Source organism: Limnoglobus sp., from assembly GCF_059499385.1.
In genome coordinates this window covers 1-16,688 of sequence record NZ_JCABYM010000136.1, presented here as the reverse complement: position 1 = coordinate 16,688, position 16,688 = coordinate 1, and the positions used below count along the sequence as shown (strand labels likewise).

Annotated in this window: 12 protein-coding genes; 8 read left to right on the top strand and 4 right to left on the bottom strand. The window is 69.0% G+C overall.

What is annotated here, in order from left to right:
- Positions 1 to 50 precede the first annotated feature (50 nt).
- Positions 51 to 2,051 carry a serine/threonine protein kinase gene (locus AC5JJ2_RS23975; RefSeq protein ID WP_495860570.1) on the bottom strand — a complete coding sequence of 667 codons (2,001 nt, stop codon included), beginning with the start codon at positions 2,049 to 2,051 and terminating at the stop codon, positions 51 to 53.
- A 315-nt stretch (positions 2,052 to 2,366) separates the two neighbouring features.
- Between AC5JJ2_RS23975 and AC5JJ2_RS23970 the strand changes: the two genes are divergently transcribed.
- The 5 genes from AC5JJ2_RS23970 to AC5JJ2_RS23950 all read left to right on the top strand — a co-directional run bounded on the left by AC5JJ2_RS23970 (position 2,367) and on the right by AC5JJ2_RS23950 (position 9,616).
- A complete protein-coding gene (locus tag AC5JJ2_RS23970) occupies positions 2,367 to 2,789 on the top strand; it encodes a DUF2203 family protein (protein ID WP_495860569.1) in 423 nt (140 codons plus the stop codon).
- A gap of 426 nt (positions 2,790 to 3,215) precedes the next feature.
- Positions 3,216 to 5,666: a WD40 repeat domain-containing serine/threonine protein kinase gene (locus AC5JJ2_RS23965; RefSeq protein ID WP_495860568.1), complete on the top strand. Its 2,451-nt coding sequence runs from the start codon at positions 3,216 to 3,218 to the stop codon at positions 5,664 to 5,666.
- A 12-nt stretch (positions 5,667 to 5,678) separates the two neighbouring features.
- Positions 5,679 to 6,233 carry a sigma-70 family RNA polymerase sigma factor gene (locus tag AC5JJ2_RS23960; protein WP_495860567.1) on the top strand — a complete coding sequence of 185 codons (555 nt, stop codon included), beginning with the start codon at positions 5,679 to 5,681 and terminating at the stop codon, positions 6,231 to 6,233.
- A 203-nt stretch (positions 6,234 to 6,436) separates the two neighbouring features.
- Positions 6,437 to 7,126, top strand: a complete 690-nt coding sequence (locus AC5JJ2_RS23955) for a DUF4058 family protein (RefSeq protein WP_495860566.1) — start codon at positions 6,437 to 6,439, stop codon at positions 7,124 to 7,126.
- A 237-nt stretch (positions 7,127 to 7,363) separates the two neighbouring features.
- Positions 7,364 to 9,616: a protein kinase domain-containing protein gene (locus AC5JJ2_RS23950; RefSeq protein ID WP_495860565.1), complete on the top strand. Its 2,253-nt coding sequence runs from the start codon at positions 7,364 to 7,366 to the stop codon at positions 9,614 to 9,616.
- 33 nt (positions 9,617 to 9,649) lie between these two features.
- On the opposite strand, the gene AC5JJ2_RS23945 is transcribed toward AC5JJ2_RS23950, so the two are convergent.
- The gene (locus AC5JJ2_RS23945; RefSeq protein ID WP_495860564.1) at positions 9,650 to 10,354 is read right to left on the bottom strand and encodes a YqjF family protein; all 705 of its coding nucleotides are present in this window, start codon (positions 10,352 to 10,354) and stop codon (positions 9,650 to 9,652) included.
- A 141-nt stretch (positions 10,355 to 10,495) separates the two neighbouring features.
- Positions 10,496 to 11,740, bottom strand: coding sequence for an NAD(P)/FAD-dependent oxidoreductase (locus AC5JJ2_RS23940; protein ID WP_495860563.1), 1,245 nt, complete (start codon positions 11,738 to 11,740; stop codon positions 10,496 to 10,498).
- A 325-nt stretch (positions 11,741 to 12,065) separates the two neighbouring features.
- Here AC5JJ2_RS23940 and AC5JJ2_RS23935 point away from each other — a divergent pair, with 325 nt between their 5' ends.
- On the top strand, positions 12,066 to 12,368 hold the full coding sequence (locus AC5JJ2_RS23935) for a type B 50S ribosomal protein L31 (RefSeq protein ID WP_495860562.1): 303 nt from the start codon (positions 12,066 to 12,068) through the stop codon (positions 12,366 to 12,368).
- Positions 12,369 to 12,521: 153 nt separating this feature from the next.
- Entirely contained in the window at positions 12,522 to 13,577 is a 1,056-nt protein-coding gene (gene prfA / locus AC5JJ2_RS23930) for a peptide chain release factor 1 (protein WP_495860561.1), read from the top strand.
- Here the strand turns inward: prfA and AC5JJ2_RS23925 are convergent.
- Entirely contained in the window at positions 13,574 to 14,083 is a 510-nt protein-coding gene (locus tag AC5JJ2_RS23925; protein WP_495860571.1) for a Uma2 family endonuclease, read from the bottom strand. The genes prfA and AC5JJ2_RS23925 overlap by 4 nt on opposite strands.
- Positions 14,084 to 14,262: 179 nt before the next feature.
- Here AC5JJ2_RS23925 and AC5JJ2_RS23920 point away from each other — a divergent pair.
- Positions 14,263 to 16,688 (top strand): FdhF/YdeP family oxidoreductase (locus tag AC5JJ2_RS23920; protein WP_495860560.1); only part of this gene is annotated, 2,426 nt, incomplete at its 3' end.

Here is a 16,688-nt window from a genome sequence, read left to right as displayed (position 1 = left end):
TTTGGGTGTCGCATAACCCCGCCGGCAAGCCGGCGGCTATATAAAGCCGCTCACCCGCGGCGGGGGAGGACGTGGAGCTGGAAGTCGATCTGGCCGCTCTCCTGGCCGTTCACGCCGGCGGACAGCCTCACGGCCGTCAGCCCGGACGGGCTTTCCCACGGGACGTGAACGTCGAACGCCCGCGGCTGCGGCTGGCCCAGCCACATCAGCGTCAGGTGGGAGTGGGCCACGCCGGCGTTCGCCACCTTCAGGTGCAGGGCCAGGGCGGCGGCCCGCTCGACCGGCCGGGTCACGTACCCGGTCGCCAGGGGCGCGGCGGCGGCGTGGAACGCGCGGGCGAGCGTGTTCACGCTGTCGAACAGCTCCGGGCTGTGGGCGAACACTTGCAACTTGATGCTGTCGCCGGGGGAGACGGTCGCCGGGCCGAAGACGCTCAGTTGCACCGTGTCGGCCACCGGCGGGCGGATCGGTGTGAAGAACGACTTCAGCCGCTCCCACAGCGATCGGCGGAACGTCGGCGGGGCCGGGGCGGTGAACGCCACGGCCGCCGCCGGCGCGTCCGTGGCCGTGTACGTCAGAGGGGCCGGCAGCGCCGTCGAGACCCGGCGGGCGGCCGGCCGCGGGGTTTCCTCGACCGGCAGGACCGTCGGGTACTCGGCCCCCTTCAGGATGATCGGCACGACCGGCGGCGACGCGGCCGCGGCCGGGGAGAGCAGGATGATCGGCGAGTCCTGGGCCGGGTCCGACCGGCGGGGCGGGACGGCCCACGGGCGGTCGCGGCCGTCGTCCGGCGGGGCGTAGTCGCCGAAGTCGATCTCGCTGGCCGACGGCGGCCCGGCCGGGCCGCGGTTCGCCGAGGGGGCCGGGGGTTGCCACGGCGTCGGGGTGGAGACGTGCATCTGCCGCGGCGTCTCGACGTGGATCTGCGGCTTCGGCGTCAGGCTCGCGGGCGGGGCCGGCGGCGGGGCCGGGGCGGCCTCGCCCGGCGGGACCGGCGGCAGCTCGACGAACGCCTCCGACGACCCGGCCAGTAGCTTCGACAGCACTTGGTCGATCGACGCCGGCCGGCGGCTGGGGGTTTTGCTCAACAGCCGTTGGATCAGGTCGTCCAGCCACGCCGGGACGTTCGGGTTCAGCGCCCGGACGGCCGGCGGCGGGAGCGTCTGGTGGGCCAGCACCTTGTCCACCATGTTCCCGTCCGGGAACGGGGACTGGCCGGCGAGGAGGAAGTAGAACACGCACCCGAAGCTGTAGATGTCCCCGGCCGGGTCGCGGAGGGTCGGGGAGTTGAGCGTCTCCGGGGCGCACCACTCGAGCATCCCCATGGCCGCGCTCGCGCTGGACATGGTGTCCAGCATCGACTCGTCGTCGGCGATGTTCTCGGACAGGATGGCCCCCATGCCGAGGCCGCGGATGCGGACCTGGCCGTCCACGCCGATGAGGACGTGGGCCGGGCTGAACAGCCCGTGGGCGATGCCGTGCGCGTGGCAGACGGCCAGCCCCTCGGCCACCTGGGTCATGACCATCAGCGCCGCCGCGACGGACGCCGGCCCCTTCTCCCGGACCCGTTGGGCGAGGGTGACCCCCTCGATGTACGGCCAGGCGAGGTAGTGGTGGCCGCCGGCCGAGTCCACGTCCAGGAACGGGACGACGGCCGGGTGCGGCGGCAGCTTGGCGAACGCCTCGACCTGCTTCTTCGCCTGCCGGACGTTCCACAGGCTACGGAGCGGCAACACCTTGACCGCGTACCGCTTCCGGTCGGACCGGCCGATGGCCTGGAACACGTCGCCGATCGTCCCGCTGCCGACCGGCTCGGCGATCAGGTACGGCCCGAGGACGAGCTTGCTCGCCTCGTGCGCGAGGCAGCGGTTGGCCTGGTAGCGGGTGAGGAGGCCGCAGTTGACGAGGTAGTCGGCGAGGGCGACGGCGTCGCCGCCGCGGTGCAGCGCCTTGAATTCGGCGAGGTACGGCGCGAGCTGGGCGGCCTCGAAGACGTGCGCGGTCGTCAGCTCCTTGACGAACCAAGCAGCGGACGGGTTGGCGGTGGGCACTGACATATCTTGCCGCGGCCGAAATCGTGGGGCGAAACCGCTTCCGTAGTCACGTACGGGCGAACTATAGAGTGATTTCCGGCCGATGCCAAACCGCCGCAAGGATTGTCCCGTCGAAGCGTATAACTAGTGGGTCGCCGATGCGTTTTTCCCAAATCGCCCCGGAACCCCGGCCCGTACTCCCTTTCGAGGCGGATCGCGACATAGAATGCAGTAACCGCCGGGCGACCGGCGACCAACCTTAACGGGGAGCTAAAGATGAACAGTTCTCCTAACCGTGCCACAAACCCTTCGGGGAAGCCGCGTAGGAAGGCCGTGAATCTGGATTTAACCACCGCCCGCCAGATGCTACCGTTGGTGAAGAGCATCGTGACGGACATCGTGACCACGACCGAGCAGTTGAACACCCTGGCCCCGGAACGGGCGACGCTGGAGGAATACCGGCGGGCCTTGACCTGGGCGAGTCGGCAACGGCGGTACGCGATTCAGGATGCCATCACGGCGGGCGAGAAGTCCTTGGCCGGCGCGGTTCACGAGCTGGACACGTTGGGCGTGTCGTTGGTCGATTCGGCGAAGGGCCAGGTGGACTTCCCGACGCGGATCAACGGCCGGCCGGCGGCCTACTCGTGGCAACTCGGCGAGGACGCGGTGGGGTTCTGGCGGTACACGGGCGAGGACCTGCGGCGGCCGATCCCGGCCGACTGGCAGCCGGCGGCCCGGGCCGTCTCCAAACCGTAACGGTCGTCCGTCTCGATGCCCAGGTGTTGTCAACATTTGCGCGGGGTCTGAAGGGCAAGATTTTTCTCGTTGATCCGCTTGCCCCCCGTGGAATCGCGACCTAGATACCTGTGTCTTCGGCCCCGCGAGAGCGGTGACCGAAGACGACCCGGCGGCAGTCTTTGTGTCGTTCGGGGTCCACGCGAGTGGACGTTAGCGTTGGCTTGTTCCGCTCCGAGGGGGGAGCGGTTTAAGCAGCCAGGCTACCGAAGGGATGGACGGGACCCGAAAGTAAGTCTGGTACCGGGCACGGGCAACCGTGCCCGGTTTTTTTTCGTCCCCGTCGAAGGCACATCTCGAGTCGTTGCCGCACTTTTTTGAAAGGATTCCCGCCGGCCGCGCATGTACTCTGGGTAACAATCGCCGGACCCCCGCGGACAGTATTCCATGCCAGCCACGCACCCGACCGGCCGCGACCTGGACGACTTCTTGATTGGTAAACTACCCGACCCGTTTCACGCCCGCGTCGAGGAACACCTCTCCGGGTGTACGGACTGCCAGGCGCGGGCGGCCACCATTCGCCCGCGGGACACGCTCGTCGAACTCATCGCCTCGGCCGACGCGAAGGCCGCGGCGGTCCGGGCCGCGAGCGTGACGCCGCCGCCGGACCGGACGGCGGTGGCCGCGACGGTCGATTGGGACGGGGAGGCGGGGGATTTCTCCGTGACCCTCCCGCCGGCCGGGTTGGTCGATCACCCGCGGTACACGTTGATCCGCCCGCTGGGGGAAGGCGGCATGGGCCGCGTCTGGCTGGCCGAGCACGTCGTCATGGGCCGGCCGGTGGCGCTCAAGGTGATTCGCCCGGAGTTCCTCGCCCGGCCGGGGTCGGTCGAGCGGTTCCGCCGGGAGGTGCGGGCCGCGGCGCAGTTAAACCACCCGAACCTCGCCACGGCGTTCGACGCCGAGGAGGCGGGCGGCACGCACTACCTCGTGATGGAGTACGTCCCCGGCGAGACGCTCGCGCAGTTGGTGAAGGCCCGACCGCTACCCGTCGCCGAAGCGTGCCGGGCGGTCCGCGACGCGGCCCGCGGGTTGGCCCACGCGCACGCGGCCGGCTTCGTTCACCGCGACATCAAGCCGGGAAACCTCATTCGCACGCCGGACAGCACGACCAAGGTTCTCGACTTCGGCCTCGTCGGGGCCGACGACCGCGCCGCCGGGCTGACGGCCGAAAACGTCGTCATGGGCACGCCCGATTACATCGCCCCGGAGCAGGCGGACGCCGCCCACGCCGCGGACGCCCGGGCGGACGTGTACAGCCTCGGTTGCACCCTGTACCACCTACTCGCCGGCCGCGTGCCGTACCCGGCCCCCACGGTGTTGGGGAAGCTCGACGCCCACCGCGACCCGACCCGGTCGCCCGAGCCGCTGACCGGCGTGCCGCCCGCCCTCGCGGCGGTCGTCGAGAAGATGATGGCGAAACGGCCGACCGACCGCCCCGCCACGGCGGCGGACGTGGCCGCGGCCCTGGACCCCTGGGCGGGCGGAGAAACCCTCACGACGCCGAACCGGCCGGGGGCTTACGCCCGCCCCGCGCCGGCGAGGCGGTGGGCCGTCGCCCTCGGAATCCTGGTCGCGACCGCAACGGCGGCCGCCGGCGTCGTGTACAAGATTCAGCGGGACAACGAAGTCATCGTCGTCGAGGCCGACGACCCGGACATCGAAGTGCAAATGAGGCGCAACGGCGACCTCGTCCGCATCGTCGACACGAAGGCGAAGCAGACGTGGGAGTTGGACGCGAAGCGGCTGCGGTTGAAACCGGACGGCAGCGAGTTGACGATCGACGTGCCCGACGCCGCGCCGCTGAAACTCCGCCGCGACGGCGCGGCCGCCGTGACGATCCGGCGGGAGGGCAAGGCCGTACCGGCCGCGGCCGGTACGGCCCCGGTCGTCAACCTCAACCAACAAGTCCCGCAACTGCGGCTCGTCCGCAAGCACGATTGGCCGGAACGGCACGCCTACGTCAGCCGCTTTTCCCCGGACGGGCGGTACTACGCCGCGACGGGCGATGCCGGCGGCGGAACGGCGCGGGTGTGGGAATCCGCCACGGGCCGGGAGGTGGCTACCGTTCCGGGATGCGGGTGGCTCGCGTTCGGTCCCGACGGTCGGACCTTATTCTCCTACGGTCACCACGCCGGCGGCCGCGCAATCCGTGGGTGGAACCTCAAGACGGGCGAGCCGGTCGCCGCGATCGAGGAGCCGACCCAAAACACGCACAGCGGCGTCCTCGCGGCGGGCGGGACGTGGCTGGCGAGCGGGCACTCCGATCGGACGGTGCGCCTCTGGAACGTCGAGACGCGGGAGCGCCGGAAGTTCGCGTTCGACACGATGCACGTGCCGTTCGCCGTGGCGGCCGGCGACAAGGCCGTAGTCGTCTACGACTACAACCAGCAGGACACCACGATCCGGCTCATCGACGTGGAATCCGGCAACATCCTGCGGTGGTGGACCTCGCCCGATCGGTCCCTCGTCCTCAACGCCCGCGCCGCGCGGGACGGTAAGAGCTTCGTCACCTGTCACCCCGGCGGCGTGCGGCTCTGGCGGCTCGACCGGGACGAGCCGGTTCAACTGCTGTCGATCCCCCAGGGGCACGGCGCGAGCGCCGTCAGCCCGGACTTGAACTACGTGTTGTGGGCCACGCCGAACGACCCCGACGTGCGGCTGATCCACGTCCCGTCCGCCAAGGTGGTCGGCACCCATCGCCTCGACCGCGGCGGGATTGACACCCACGACTTTTCCCCCGACGGCGAGTACGCCGTCATCACGTGCAGCGGGCCGAGCGTCGTCTACCTCCTGGCACTGCCGCCGGAGGTGCGGGCGGCGGGACGGAAGCCCTGATCGAAGGCCGCCATGGAAACCTCCCTCACCTGGCTCGACCGGTTGACGACGGCCCCGACCGGCCACGACTGGGGGCGGCTGGTGGACGTGTACGGCCCGGTGCTGCGGGGCTGGCTCGCGCGGGCCGGCGTGCCGCCGGGCGACCGGGACGACGTGGTACAGGAGGTGATGGTGGTCGTCGTCCGCCGGGTCGGCGAGTTCGACCGCCGCGGCCCCGGCGCGTTCCGGGGCTGGTTGCGGGTCATACTGACGAACCACACGAAGAAGTACTTCCGCGACCACCCGCTCGCCCCGGCGGTCGATCTCGACGCCGTCGCCGACCCGGAAAGTGTCCTCGGCCGACTGTGGGACCGGGAACACGACGAACATTTGGCCGCCCGCGCGCTACGGGCCGTCGAACCGGATTTCACGCCGGCGACGTGGCAGGCGTTCCGGCGGCAGGTCGTCGACGCCCGCCCGCCCGGCGAGGTGGCGACCGAATTGGGGCTGTCGCTCAACGCGGTGTTGATCGCCAAGAGCCGCGTGTTGAAGCGGCTGCGGGTCGAACTCGCCGGGCTGGTGGAATAATCACTTCTCAGTCATCCCCATCGCCTCGACTTTCGGCGACGCCGTCGGGCACCCCCGATTTTCCCGCCGCCGCCCCCTAGCGAACCCGACCCGTGATCGGGTACAATCTCTCCAACCCGCAAATTCGGAACGACCGTCGGACACGCTGAACGACCGGTCCCACCGGTCGGTCGCCCACCTCCCGACCCCTGGAGAGAACCGCGATGCCCAGCCCCTTCCCCGGCATGGACCCGTTCCTCGAAGACCCCAAGCACTGGGCCGCGTTCCAGCACCAGTTCGTCTCCGGGCTGTACCACATCCTCCTGCCCAGCCTCGTGGACCGGTACCGCGCCCGCGTCGGCCTCCGGGCGTACACCGTCGAGATGCCGCTGTTCACGTCCGTCATCCGCGAGCCGCACGAGGAGCAGTTCATCGAGATCCGCGAGCGGACCGACGGCCGGCTCGTCACCCTCATCGACGTGGTCAGCCCGACGAACAAGACCACCGGCGTCGGCCGGGAGGCGTACCACGCCACGCGGAAGCTCCAGGACAACCTGCGGGCCGCCACGCTCGAGATCGACCTCGTCACCCACGGCAACCCGACGCTCGACTTCGCCCGCGACTCGCTGCCGGACCACGACTACACGTTCTCCGTTACCCGCCCGCTGTCGCCGGGGAAGTTCGAGATTTACACCACGACCGTGCAGAAGCGGCTGCCGAAGTTCAAGCTGCCGCTGGCCGTGGACGACCGGGACACGATGCTCGACCTCCAGGACGTGTTCCGCCGCGCCTACGACCTCGGCGGGTTCCAGAAGCTGATCGACTACGGCCGCCCGCTGCCGGGGTGCGTGACCATGTCCGACGTGAACCGGGCGTGGGTGGACCTGACATTGAAGCAGTGTAAGTTGCGTTAAGCCCTCTTCCGCCGGGCCGCGAATATCGCGCCCGGACCGGAATCGAAATGCGCGTCTCGCGGTTCGGCCGGAAAATTCGCCCCGGCCGCGAGGGGATTTATGCGGGATTTGACGAATCGCCTTCCAGGGGCAGAAGTAGACACTAAACTCAGGCAGTACGTGCCTACGGCTCGCCCCTCCAAGTCAGGCAAGAATCGCGCTACGGTCGGGCGAGTTACCGGACGATTGGATTTTGTCATGGCGACCCGTTCTTCCAGCCTCACGGACTCGGTGCGGACCCCGTCGCCGTTGCCCCACCTGCTGCGCAAACTGCTCGCCTCCTCCATCATCCCGGCCGGCGACTGGGACGTGCTGCCGTCCGAGAAGCGGGAGTCGATCCTCATCGCGCCGGACGACGACAACCTGCTCAACGCCCTCCTCGCCGAACAGTTGCTCACCCCGTTCCAGGTCGGCCGCCTCCGCGGTAACGAGGCCCACACGCTCGTCCTCGGCAACTACCGCATCCTGGAGAAGATCGGCGCGGGCGGCATGGGCGTCGTGTTCCGGGCGGAGCACGTCAAGCTCCGCAAGCCGGTCGCGGTGAAGGCGCTGTTCATCGACGGCGAGAAGAACCGCCGGGCGCTCGACCGGTTCTTCAACGAAGTGCTCGCGGTCACCCGGCTGAAGCACCCGCACATCGTCGCGGCCGTGGACGCCGGCGAGCAGCCCGGCGCGGGGCCGAACGGCGCGCCGGTCCCGTACCTGGTCATGGAGTACGTGGCCGGGCGGAACCTCGAAGACGTGGTCGCCCGCGACGGCCCGATGAAGCTCGAACAGGCGTGCCTCGCCGCCCACCAGGTCGCCGACGCGCTCACGGAAGCGCACCGCCAGGGCCTCATTCACCGGGACATCAAGCCGGGGAACGTGCTACTCACCGCGGACGGGACGGCGAAGTTGCTCGACTTCGGCGTCGCCCGGTTGCCGACGCCGGACGACCGGCTGACGAAGGACGGCGCACGCCTCGGGACGATCGGGTACATGGCCCCGGAGCAGGTCCGCAACGCCCGCGGGGTGGACGCGCGGGCGGACGTGTTCGGCCTCGGGGCGACGCTGTTCTTCATGCTCACCGGCCGCGACCCGTTCGACCCGCCGGTCGGGTCGGCCGGGGCGCTCGCCCCGCCGGCGGCCCGCGAGTTCCGGTCCGACGTGCCCGCGTCGCTCGACGGTGTGATGGCGAAGCTGATGGCCCTGAACCCGGCCGACCGGGTCCCGACGGCCGAGGCCGCGATGCGGGAGATGCTCCCGTTCCTGCGGTCGATCACCCGGCCGTCCGGGAAGTCGGCCCCGGACATGAACGGCCAGCCGGACGCGCTGATCGACACGACGCCGGACGGCGTCCCGGACGCCGCCCCGGTCCCGCACCAGATTCTGATCGTCGACGACCAGATTGATGTCCGCCGCGTCTGCAAGCTGGCCCTGGCCGGCGACGGCGCGCGGTGCGAGGAGGTCGGCAACGGGAACGACGCGCTCGCCAAGGTCCGCGAAACCGACTACGACCTCGTCCTGCTGGACGTGGACCTGCCGGGCATCAACGGCGAGCAAGTCCTCCGCAAGATTCGGCAGACGCCGCCGTCGCCGCACATCAAGGTCATCATGCTGTCCGGCCGCACGAGCGGCGACGAGTTGTCGCGGATGCTCAACGCCGGGGCGGACGACTTCCTGACGAAGCCGTTCAGCCTCGTGCAACTCCGGGCGCGGGTGAAGGCGGCGCTCAAGCTGAAGGACGCGCAGGACCGGTCGGAGACGCTCAACGGCCACCTGATGACGCTGAACCAGGAGCTGGAGCGGAACGTCTCGTCCCGCGACAGCGAGCTGGTCCACGCCCGCGGGGCGATGGTGCTGGCCCTGGCGAAGCTCGTCGAGCAGCGGTCGGCGGAGACCGGGGCGCACCTCATCCGCCTCCAGAAGTATTGCCGGGTGCTCGGCGAGGCGGCGCGGAAGACGCCGCCGTACGCCGAGCGGCTGACGCCGGACTTCCTACAAGTGGTGGAGGACGCGGCCCCGCTGCACGACATCGGCAAGGCGGCCGTCCCGGACTACATCCTGAACAAGCCCGGCCGCCTCGACCCGCACGAGCGGGTGCTGATGGAGGCGCACACGACCAACGGGTCGGAGACGCTCCAGGAGGTGGCCCGGAAGTACAAGTTCGCGACCGGCTTCTTGCAGATGGCCGTGGACATCGCCCGCCACCACCACGAGAAGTGGGACGGCAGCGGCTACCCGGACAAGCTGTCCGGCGAGGAAATCCCCCTGGCCGCCCGCCTCCTGGCGATCTGCGACGTGTACGACGCCTTGCGGTCGCGGCGGGTGTACAAGCCGTCGCTGTCGCACAACATGGCGCTGATGACGATGGTGGACGCGTCGCCGGGCCACTTCGACCCCGGCCTCATGATGGTGTTCCGCAACGTCGCCGACAAGTTCGACGAGATCTACCGCGAAACCGCGGAGTAACCGCCCCTTCGTTCGGGTCGCCCCGCCGCCACTTCAGACGGCGGACCCGTTGCCACGATTTGCCGGGTACACCGCCACCGCCGACCCGACGACGAACGTCACCGCCGCCGGCGCGACGCCGGCCAGCGGCGACCACGCCGGGCCGTACAGCGCCGGCCAGTCCACACCGACGCGGCTCGCCGCCACCGGGTAGACGGCCCACGGTGGGTGTTCCACCGCGTACTGCTGAATCGCCCCGCGGCGGGTGCGGCCGAAGCCCCACGACTGGTCGATGAAGAACGCGTCCGCCGAGTCCGGCGGCGGGACGGACGGCGGCCCGCCTACGGTCGCGTGCAGCTCGTGCCAGCGGTTGCCGTGAAGCACGCGGTACGTCGCGGCCTCCGGCGAGACTTCTTCCGCCATCGGGACGGCCAGGTATGGCTCGTTGTAGAACCGCCGGGCCGTCCACGCGACGAACCGGCTCCGCACGAACTCGCGGACGAAGAACACGCCCCGCTGGTCGCCGCGGCGGACGTAGGCCCGCAGGTTCCACTCCGGGAAGTCGCGGAAGCCGGGCCACCCGACGCCGAACACGCGGGTGCGGAGGAACTGGAACCCGACCAGGCTGACCCAGCACCGGCCGTCGCGGCGGTCCGGCTCCAGGCCGGCCGGCAGCAATGGCACGAGCAGTTCGTCCGGGACGGGGTAGTGCGCGAGGATCAGGTTCCGCCAGACGGCGGTGAGGAACGGGCGGGGCATGGGGAGATGGTACGAAACGAACGCCCGACTTCCGAAGTCCGGCTTCGACTTCGGAAGTCCAACCGGCAACAATAAGGGATGCGAGTAAGTCGCCGCGCGGGGCGACCTCCGAAGTCGAAGCCGGACTTCGGAAGTCGAGGATCACGCCTTCAGCATTTCCTGCTGCTGGCCTTCTTGCAGCACGTCGGCCAGCGGCTCCCACACCTCGTCGATCGACTCCTTGAAGAAGTCGCCGATCAGCAGGTCCGTGATGTGCCGCTTGTGCTGCGGGTACTTCCGCACGAACTGGCCGAAGTGGAACCCCTCGTAGAACGCGTACACCAGCTTCCGGATGCGGTCCATCCCCTTCCGGAAGTCCGGCCCCCACTTGCCCAGCTGCGCCCCGCTCAGGTCGCCGCTCGTCAAGCCCTCGTGGACGGCGTCCGCGGCCATCGACCCGGACCGGAAGGCGAGCTGGAGGCCGCTCGAATAGATCGGGTCCAGGAACCCGTAGGCGTCGCCGACCAGCACCCACCCGTCGCCGGCGAACCGGGTCGAGCGGTAGCTGTAGTCCTTCGTCGTGCGGAACACGTCCACCCGCTCGCTACCCTCGATCCGCCGCTTCACCGCCGGGCAGTTCTCGACCTCCCGCCAGAACACCTCCTCCGGCGGGCTGTTGTCCTTGAACAGGTAGTCCACCTCGGCCACGACGCCGACGCTGACCACGTCGTTGTGCTGCGGGATGTACCAGAACCACCCCTTCTTCTCCTTCAGTTGCAGCACGAGCGTCGCGCCGATGTCGAACTTGCCGGGCTCCCGCCGCGCCCCCTTGAAGTAGCTCCAGACGCTCGCCTTCTTCAGCTTCTCGTCGGGGTTGCGGAGCTTGAGGCGGTTGCCGATGATCGCCGACTGGCCGCTGGCGTCCACGATGACCTTCGGCGTCAGCACCTGGTCGTCGCCGCCCTTGGTGCGGAACCGCACGCCGGTCTGCCGGTCGCCGTCGAACGTCACGTCGATCACGCGGGTCTCTTCGCGAACGTCCACGCCGTACTCGGCGGCGTTGCGGAGGAGCTGCTCGTCGAACTCGCTGCGGAGCACCTGCCACGTCTGCGAGCACTCGTGCGGGTTGTTCTCGAAGAAGTAGAACGGCTGCGACTCCGTCCCCTGGTCGTTGACGAACTGCACCGAGTACTTGTTGACGAACTGGCTCGTCTTCATCTTCTCCAACATGCCGAGCCGCCGGAGGATCCAGTACGTGTCCGGCATGAACGACTCGCCGATGTGGAACCGCGGGAACTTCTCGCGCTCCAAGAGCGTGACGGAGTGCCCGTGCTGGGCGAGGAGGGTAGCGGCCGTGCTGCCGGCCGGGCCGCCGCCGAGGACGACGACATCGGGGTTCGTGGTCATGTGCGACAATCTCGACGAAAAAGGGAGCGGTTCGGTAGGCGCATTCTAGTACCGCCGGCGGGGGGATTTCTAACACAGCCCGGCCGGCGGTGGGCCTTAGTTCCCTCTCCCCCGGCCATTTGGGGGAGGGTGCTTGGCGAACGGCACGGCGTCAGCGTGCCGGTGTCGGTCCCCGCGGCTTCCACCGGCACGCTGACGCCGTGCCGTTCGCCAAACCGTGAAGCCGCTACCAGTCGCTGGGGCGGCCCGGGCCCTTGCCCGCGTCGGCGGGTTGCCTATCATGACTCATCCGGGAACCCTCCAACGAAATAACGGAAGATCGGCCATGAAGAAAGGCGTTCACCCCAACTACCGCCCCGTCGTGTTTCTGGACGCGGCCGCGAATTTCTCGTTCCTGACCGGCTCGACGGTGCAGACGACGGAAACGATCAAGTGGGAGGACGGCAACGAGTACCCGCTGTACAAGCTGGAAATCTCGTCCGCCAGCCACCCGTACTTCACCGGCAAGATGAAGTTCCTGGACACGACCGGCCGGGTCGAGAAGTTCCAGAACAAGTACAAGAACTCCGCCTACGGCAAGAAGGCCGACGCCGGCGCGGGCGAGGCGGCCGCCGAAGAGAAGAAGTAGACAGGGGACAGGGAACAGGGGCCAGGTGTCAGAGGCGTTGCCTCCGGCCCCTGGCCCCTTCTGCATTTCTGTTCCCGCCCGTCTGTTTCCTGACTCCTGTTCCCTGTCCCCTGTTTCCCGATCCCTGTCCCCTGGTGTCCCATGTGGCCCGCGATGGAACAGAAGCTCGCCCGGTACCGCGAGCTGGAAGCGCAGCTCGGCGACCCGACCGTGGCCGGCGATCCGGGGAAGTTCGCGGCCGTCGCGAAGGAGCACGGCGGCCTCGCGAAGGCCGTGCGGCCGTACCAGGAGTTCCTGGAGCTGCACGAGGCGATCGCGCAGACGGAGGCGATGCTCGCCGACGCCGACCTGAAGCCGATGGCCGAGGAGGAGTTGGCCGCGCTGCGGCCGCGGCACGAGGAACTGCGGCAGAAGATCGAGGATCAACTACTGATCGACCCGAACGAGGACTTCGACCGGCTGATCGTCGAAATCCGCGGCGGGACCGGCGGCGACGAGGCGGCCCTGTTCGCGGGTGATTTGTACGAGATGTACGGCCGGTACGCGCGGGCGAAGGGGTGGGCGGTCGAGGACATCTCGCACAGCCCCGGCGAGGCGGGCGGGTTCAAGGAAGTCGTGTTCAGCGTGAAGGGGGACGGCGTCTACCAGCACCTGCGGTACGAGAGCGGCGGCCACCGCGTCCAGCGGGTCCCGAAGACGGAGACGCAGGGCCGCATCCACACGTCCGCGGCGACGGTCGCCGTGCTGCCGGAACCGGACGAGGTGCAGGTGAACATCCACCCGGAAGACATCGAGTGGGAGCGGATGCGGGCCGGCGGCGCGGGCGGGCAGCACGTCAACAAGACGGAGTCGGCCGTGCGGATTTGGTACCGCAAAGGGACGCCGGACGAGATGGAAGTGAAGTGCCAGGACGAGCGGAGCCAGAACAAGAACTACGAGCGGGCGATGCGGATTCTTCGCTCCCGCCTCTTCGAGCGGCAGCAGGAGCGGCTGCACAAGGAGCGGGCGGACGCGCGGAAGTCGCAGATCGGCAGCGGCGACCGGAACAGCCGAATTCGGACGTACAACTTCTCGGAGAACCGCTGCACCGACCACCGGATCGGGGTGACGGTGTACAAGATGGACGCCGTCCTCGGCGGCGAGTTGGACCTGATGGTACAGCCGATGCTGGACGCGGTGAAGAAGGAGAAGCTGGCGGCGGTGAGTTAACCGCCGGTCCCGGCCGTGCCGGGGAGCCGGAACAGCTCGGCGACGGGGCACGCGAAGCCGGGGAGCAGATCGGGGGCGGTGAGAGTGGCCGTCGCACGTAAATAGTCCGTCGTGCCGTCGGCCCGATGGACGCGAACGGTGCGGGCGTGCGTGTTGATGATCCAGACGACCTTTACGCCCGCTCCGAGCCAGTCTTCCAACTTCTCATCGAGGTCATACGCGAGATCGTTCGGCGAAATGACTTCGACAACCAAGTCGGGAACCGTGGTGCAGTGGCCTTCATCCCGATAGGTCGCCGGCGGCATCCGGTCGAGTGCAATGAACGCGGTGTCGGCCCGCCGGGTTCGGCGGTCTTCGTTCGGAAAACACCGAAACGACGTTCCTTCGGGGAAAACCCAACCGGGTTGACGGGCGACACAGTGGGTCTTGAGGGCGAAGAAAACGGTTCCCGAAACGCGACTCGATTCCGTACTCACGAGAACCTCCCGCAGTTGCCCGTTGACCATCTCGAATCCCTCCGGGACCTCCGGCCGGGGCGGGGGTTCTTGGTCGATCGCTTCGTCCAGCACGGACATGCTCATACTTCACCCTCAAGTCAGTACGATGTGATTTTACCCGAATCCTCCCCGCGGCAAGAAGTCGAATCGCCCTTGTCCATGTCTGCCGGAGGCTCCAAGATTCCGCTATGGAAGCTACTCCCCCTGCCGTCCCCGAGGCCGACTGCCCGGACGCGCACACCGGCCTCGCCGTCTCCGACCCGAAGGCCGTCGCCGCCGGACTGCCGGCGGTCGTGTCGTCGCTGAAGCACGTCTGGGGGCGGGCCGGCGTCGTCCGCGGGACGCGGGCGCTGCTCACCCTCAACCAGAAGGACGGCGTCGATTGCCCGAGCTGCGCCTGGCCGGACCCGGACGGCAACCGCACGGCCGCCGAGTTCTGCGAGAACGGCGCGAAGGCCCTCGCGTTCGAGGCCGACACGCGGACGATCGGGGCCGACTTCTTCCGCGAGCACTCCATCGACGACCTCGCGAAGCTGTCCGACTACGAGCACGGGCGGTTCGGCAGGCTTGCGGAGCCGATGGTCCTGCGGCCCGGCTCGCGGCACTACGAGCCGATCGGTTGGGACGACGCCTTCACGCTCATCGCGAAGGAATTGACCGCGCTGGCGGACCCGAACGAGGCCGTGTTCTACACGTCCGGCCGCACGTCGAACGAGGCGGCGTTCCTGTACCAGCTGTTCGTCCGGCAGTTCGGCACGAACAACTTCCCGGACTGCTCGAACATGTGCCACGAGTCGAGCGGGGCGGCCCTCGGACCGACCGTCGGCATCGGCAAGGGGACGGTCACGCTCGACGACTTCGAGAAGGCGCAAGTCATCCTCATCCTCGGCCAGAACCCCGGCACGAACCACCCGCGGATGCTCACGGCGCTCCAGCGGGCGAAGCGGGCCGGGGCCGTGATCGTGGCCGTCAACCCGTTGAAGGAGGCCGGGCTGCTGGCGTTCCACAACCCGCAGGAAGTCCGCGGGATGTTCGGCGTGTTCCCGACGGCGCTCGCCGACCCGTACCTCCAGGTGAAGATCGGCGGCGACCAATCGCTGCTCAAGGGGCTGATGAAGTGCCTGATTTCCTGGGGGAAAATTGACGCGGCCTTCGTTCGGAATCAGACGACCGGGTTCGACGAACTGCGGCAATCGCTCGACGCCGTGACGTGGGACGCGATCCTCGATCAAACAGGGCTGAGCCGTGAGGAGATCGAGCGCGTGGCGAAGCTGCTCGGTGAATCGGACCGGGTCATCGCGTGCTGGGCGATGGGGCTGACGCAGCACAAGCACGCCGTCGCGACGATCCAGGACGTGGTAAACCTGACCCTGCTCCGCGGCAGCATCGGCAAGCCGGGGGCGGGCCTCTGCCCGGTGCGCGGGCACAGCAACGTGCAAGGCGACCGCACGATGGGCATCTGGGAACACCTGCCATCGTGGGGCCAGAAGCTCGGCGAGGAGTTCGGGTTCACGCCGCCGACGAAGCCGGGGTTCGACACCGTCGAGGCGATCCACGCGATGCACGACGGCCGGGCGAAGGTGTTCTTCGCGCTCGGCGGCAACTTCCTGAGCGCGACGCCGGACACGGCCTTCACGGCGCGGGCGCTGAAGAACACGCGGCTGACGGCCCACGTCTCGATCAAGCTGAACCGCTCGCACCTCGTCACCGGGCGGACCGCGCTGATCTTACCGTGCCTCGGTCGGACGGAGCGGGACGTGCAGAACGGGGCTGAGCAGTTCGTGACGACGGAAAACTCGATGGGCGTGGTGCAGGCCAGCCGCGGCAGCCTCGCCCCGTGCTCGCCGCAGCTGCTCAGCGAGACGCGGATCGTCGCCCGGCTCGCGGCCGCCACGCTCGGCGGCCGGTCGCGGATCCCGTGGGACGTGCTCGCATCGAACTACGACCTGATCCGCGACCGGATCGCCCGCGTCGTGCCCGGTTTCGATGACTTCAACGCGAAGGTCCGACGGCCGGGCGGGTTCTATCTGCCGAACCAGCCGCGGGACGGCCGCTTCCCGACGACCACGGCGAAGGCGAACTTCACCGCGTCGCCGCTGCCGGACCTGGCCGTGCCGCCGGGGCATTTGGTGATGATGACGGTCCGCACGCACGACCAGTTCAACACGACCGTCTACGGCCTGGAGGACCGCTACCGCGGCATCCACAACGAGCGCCGGGTCGTGCTGATGAACCGCGACGACATGGCCGACAGAAAGCTGGCGGCCGGGACCGTCGTGGACTTGGTGAGCCACTTCCGCGGCGAAACGCGGCGGGCGAGCAAGTTCATCGTGGTCGGGTACGACATCCCGCGGGGCTGCTGCGCGACGTACTTCCCGGAGGCGAACGTGCTGGTCCCGCTCGACAGCACGGCCGACACGAGCGGCACGCCGACCTCGAAGTGGGTAGTGGTGACGGTGGAGAAATCCGTCGAGGCTTTGCGAGACGATCTTATTCCCTCCCCCCTTGGGGGGGAGGGAACAAAACCGGTCGCGGGTCCGCGCCGCGGGAGCGCCCGTGACCGGTCGCGGGCACGGGGGCGACAGCGACGGGTCGGCTCGCAGCCCCGCCGGGC

Bases quoted from the DNA above. Each gene is read 5' to 3' on its own strand.
- AC5JJ2_RS23965 (WP_495860568.1), top strand. From the start codon at position 3,216: ATGCCAGCCACGCACCCGACCGGCCGCGACCTGGACGACTTCTTGATT.
- AC5JJ2_RS23960 (WP_495860567.1), top strand. From the start codon at position 5,679: ATGGAAACCTCCCTCACCTGGCTCGACCGGTTGACGACGGCCCCGACC.
- AC5JJ2_RS23955 (WP_495860566.1), top strand. From the start codon at position 6,437: ATGCCCAGCCCCTTCCCCGGCATGGACCCGTTCCTCGAAGACCCCAAG.
- AC5JJ2_RS23950 (WP_495860565.1), top strand. From the start codon at position 7,364: ATGGCGACCCGTTCTTCCAGCCTCACGGACTCGGTGCGGACCCCGTCG.
- AC5JJ2_RS23945 (WP_495860564.1), bottom strand. From the start codon at position 10,354: ATGCCCCGCCCGTTCCTCACCGCCGTCTGGCGGAACCTGATCCTCGCG.
- AC5JJ2_RS23940 (WP_495860563.1), bottom strand. From the start codon at position 11,740: ATGACCACGAACCCCGATGTCGTCGTCCTCGGCGGCGGCCCGGCCGGC.
- AC5JJ2_RS23935 (WP_495860562.1), top strand. From the start codon at position 12,066: ATGAAGAAAGGCGTTCACCCCAACTACCGCCCCGTCGTGTTTCTGGAC.
- prfA (WP_495860561.1), top strand. From the start codon at position 12,522: ATGGAACAGAAGCTCGCCCGGTACCGCGAGCTGGAAGCGCAGCTCGGC.
- AC5JJ2_RS23925 (WP_495860571.1), bottom strand. From the start codon at position 14,083: ATGGTCAACGGGCAACTGCGGGAGGTTCTCGTGAGTACGGAATCGAGT.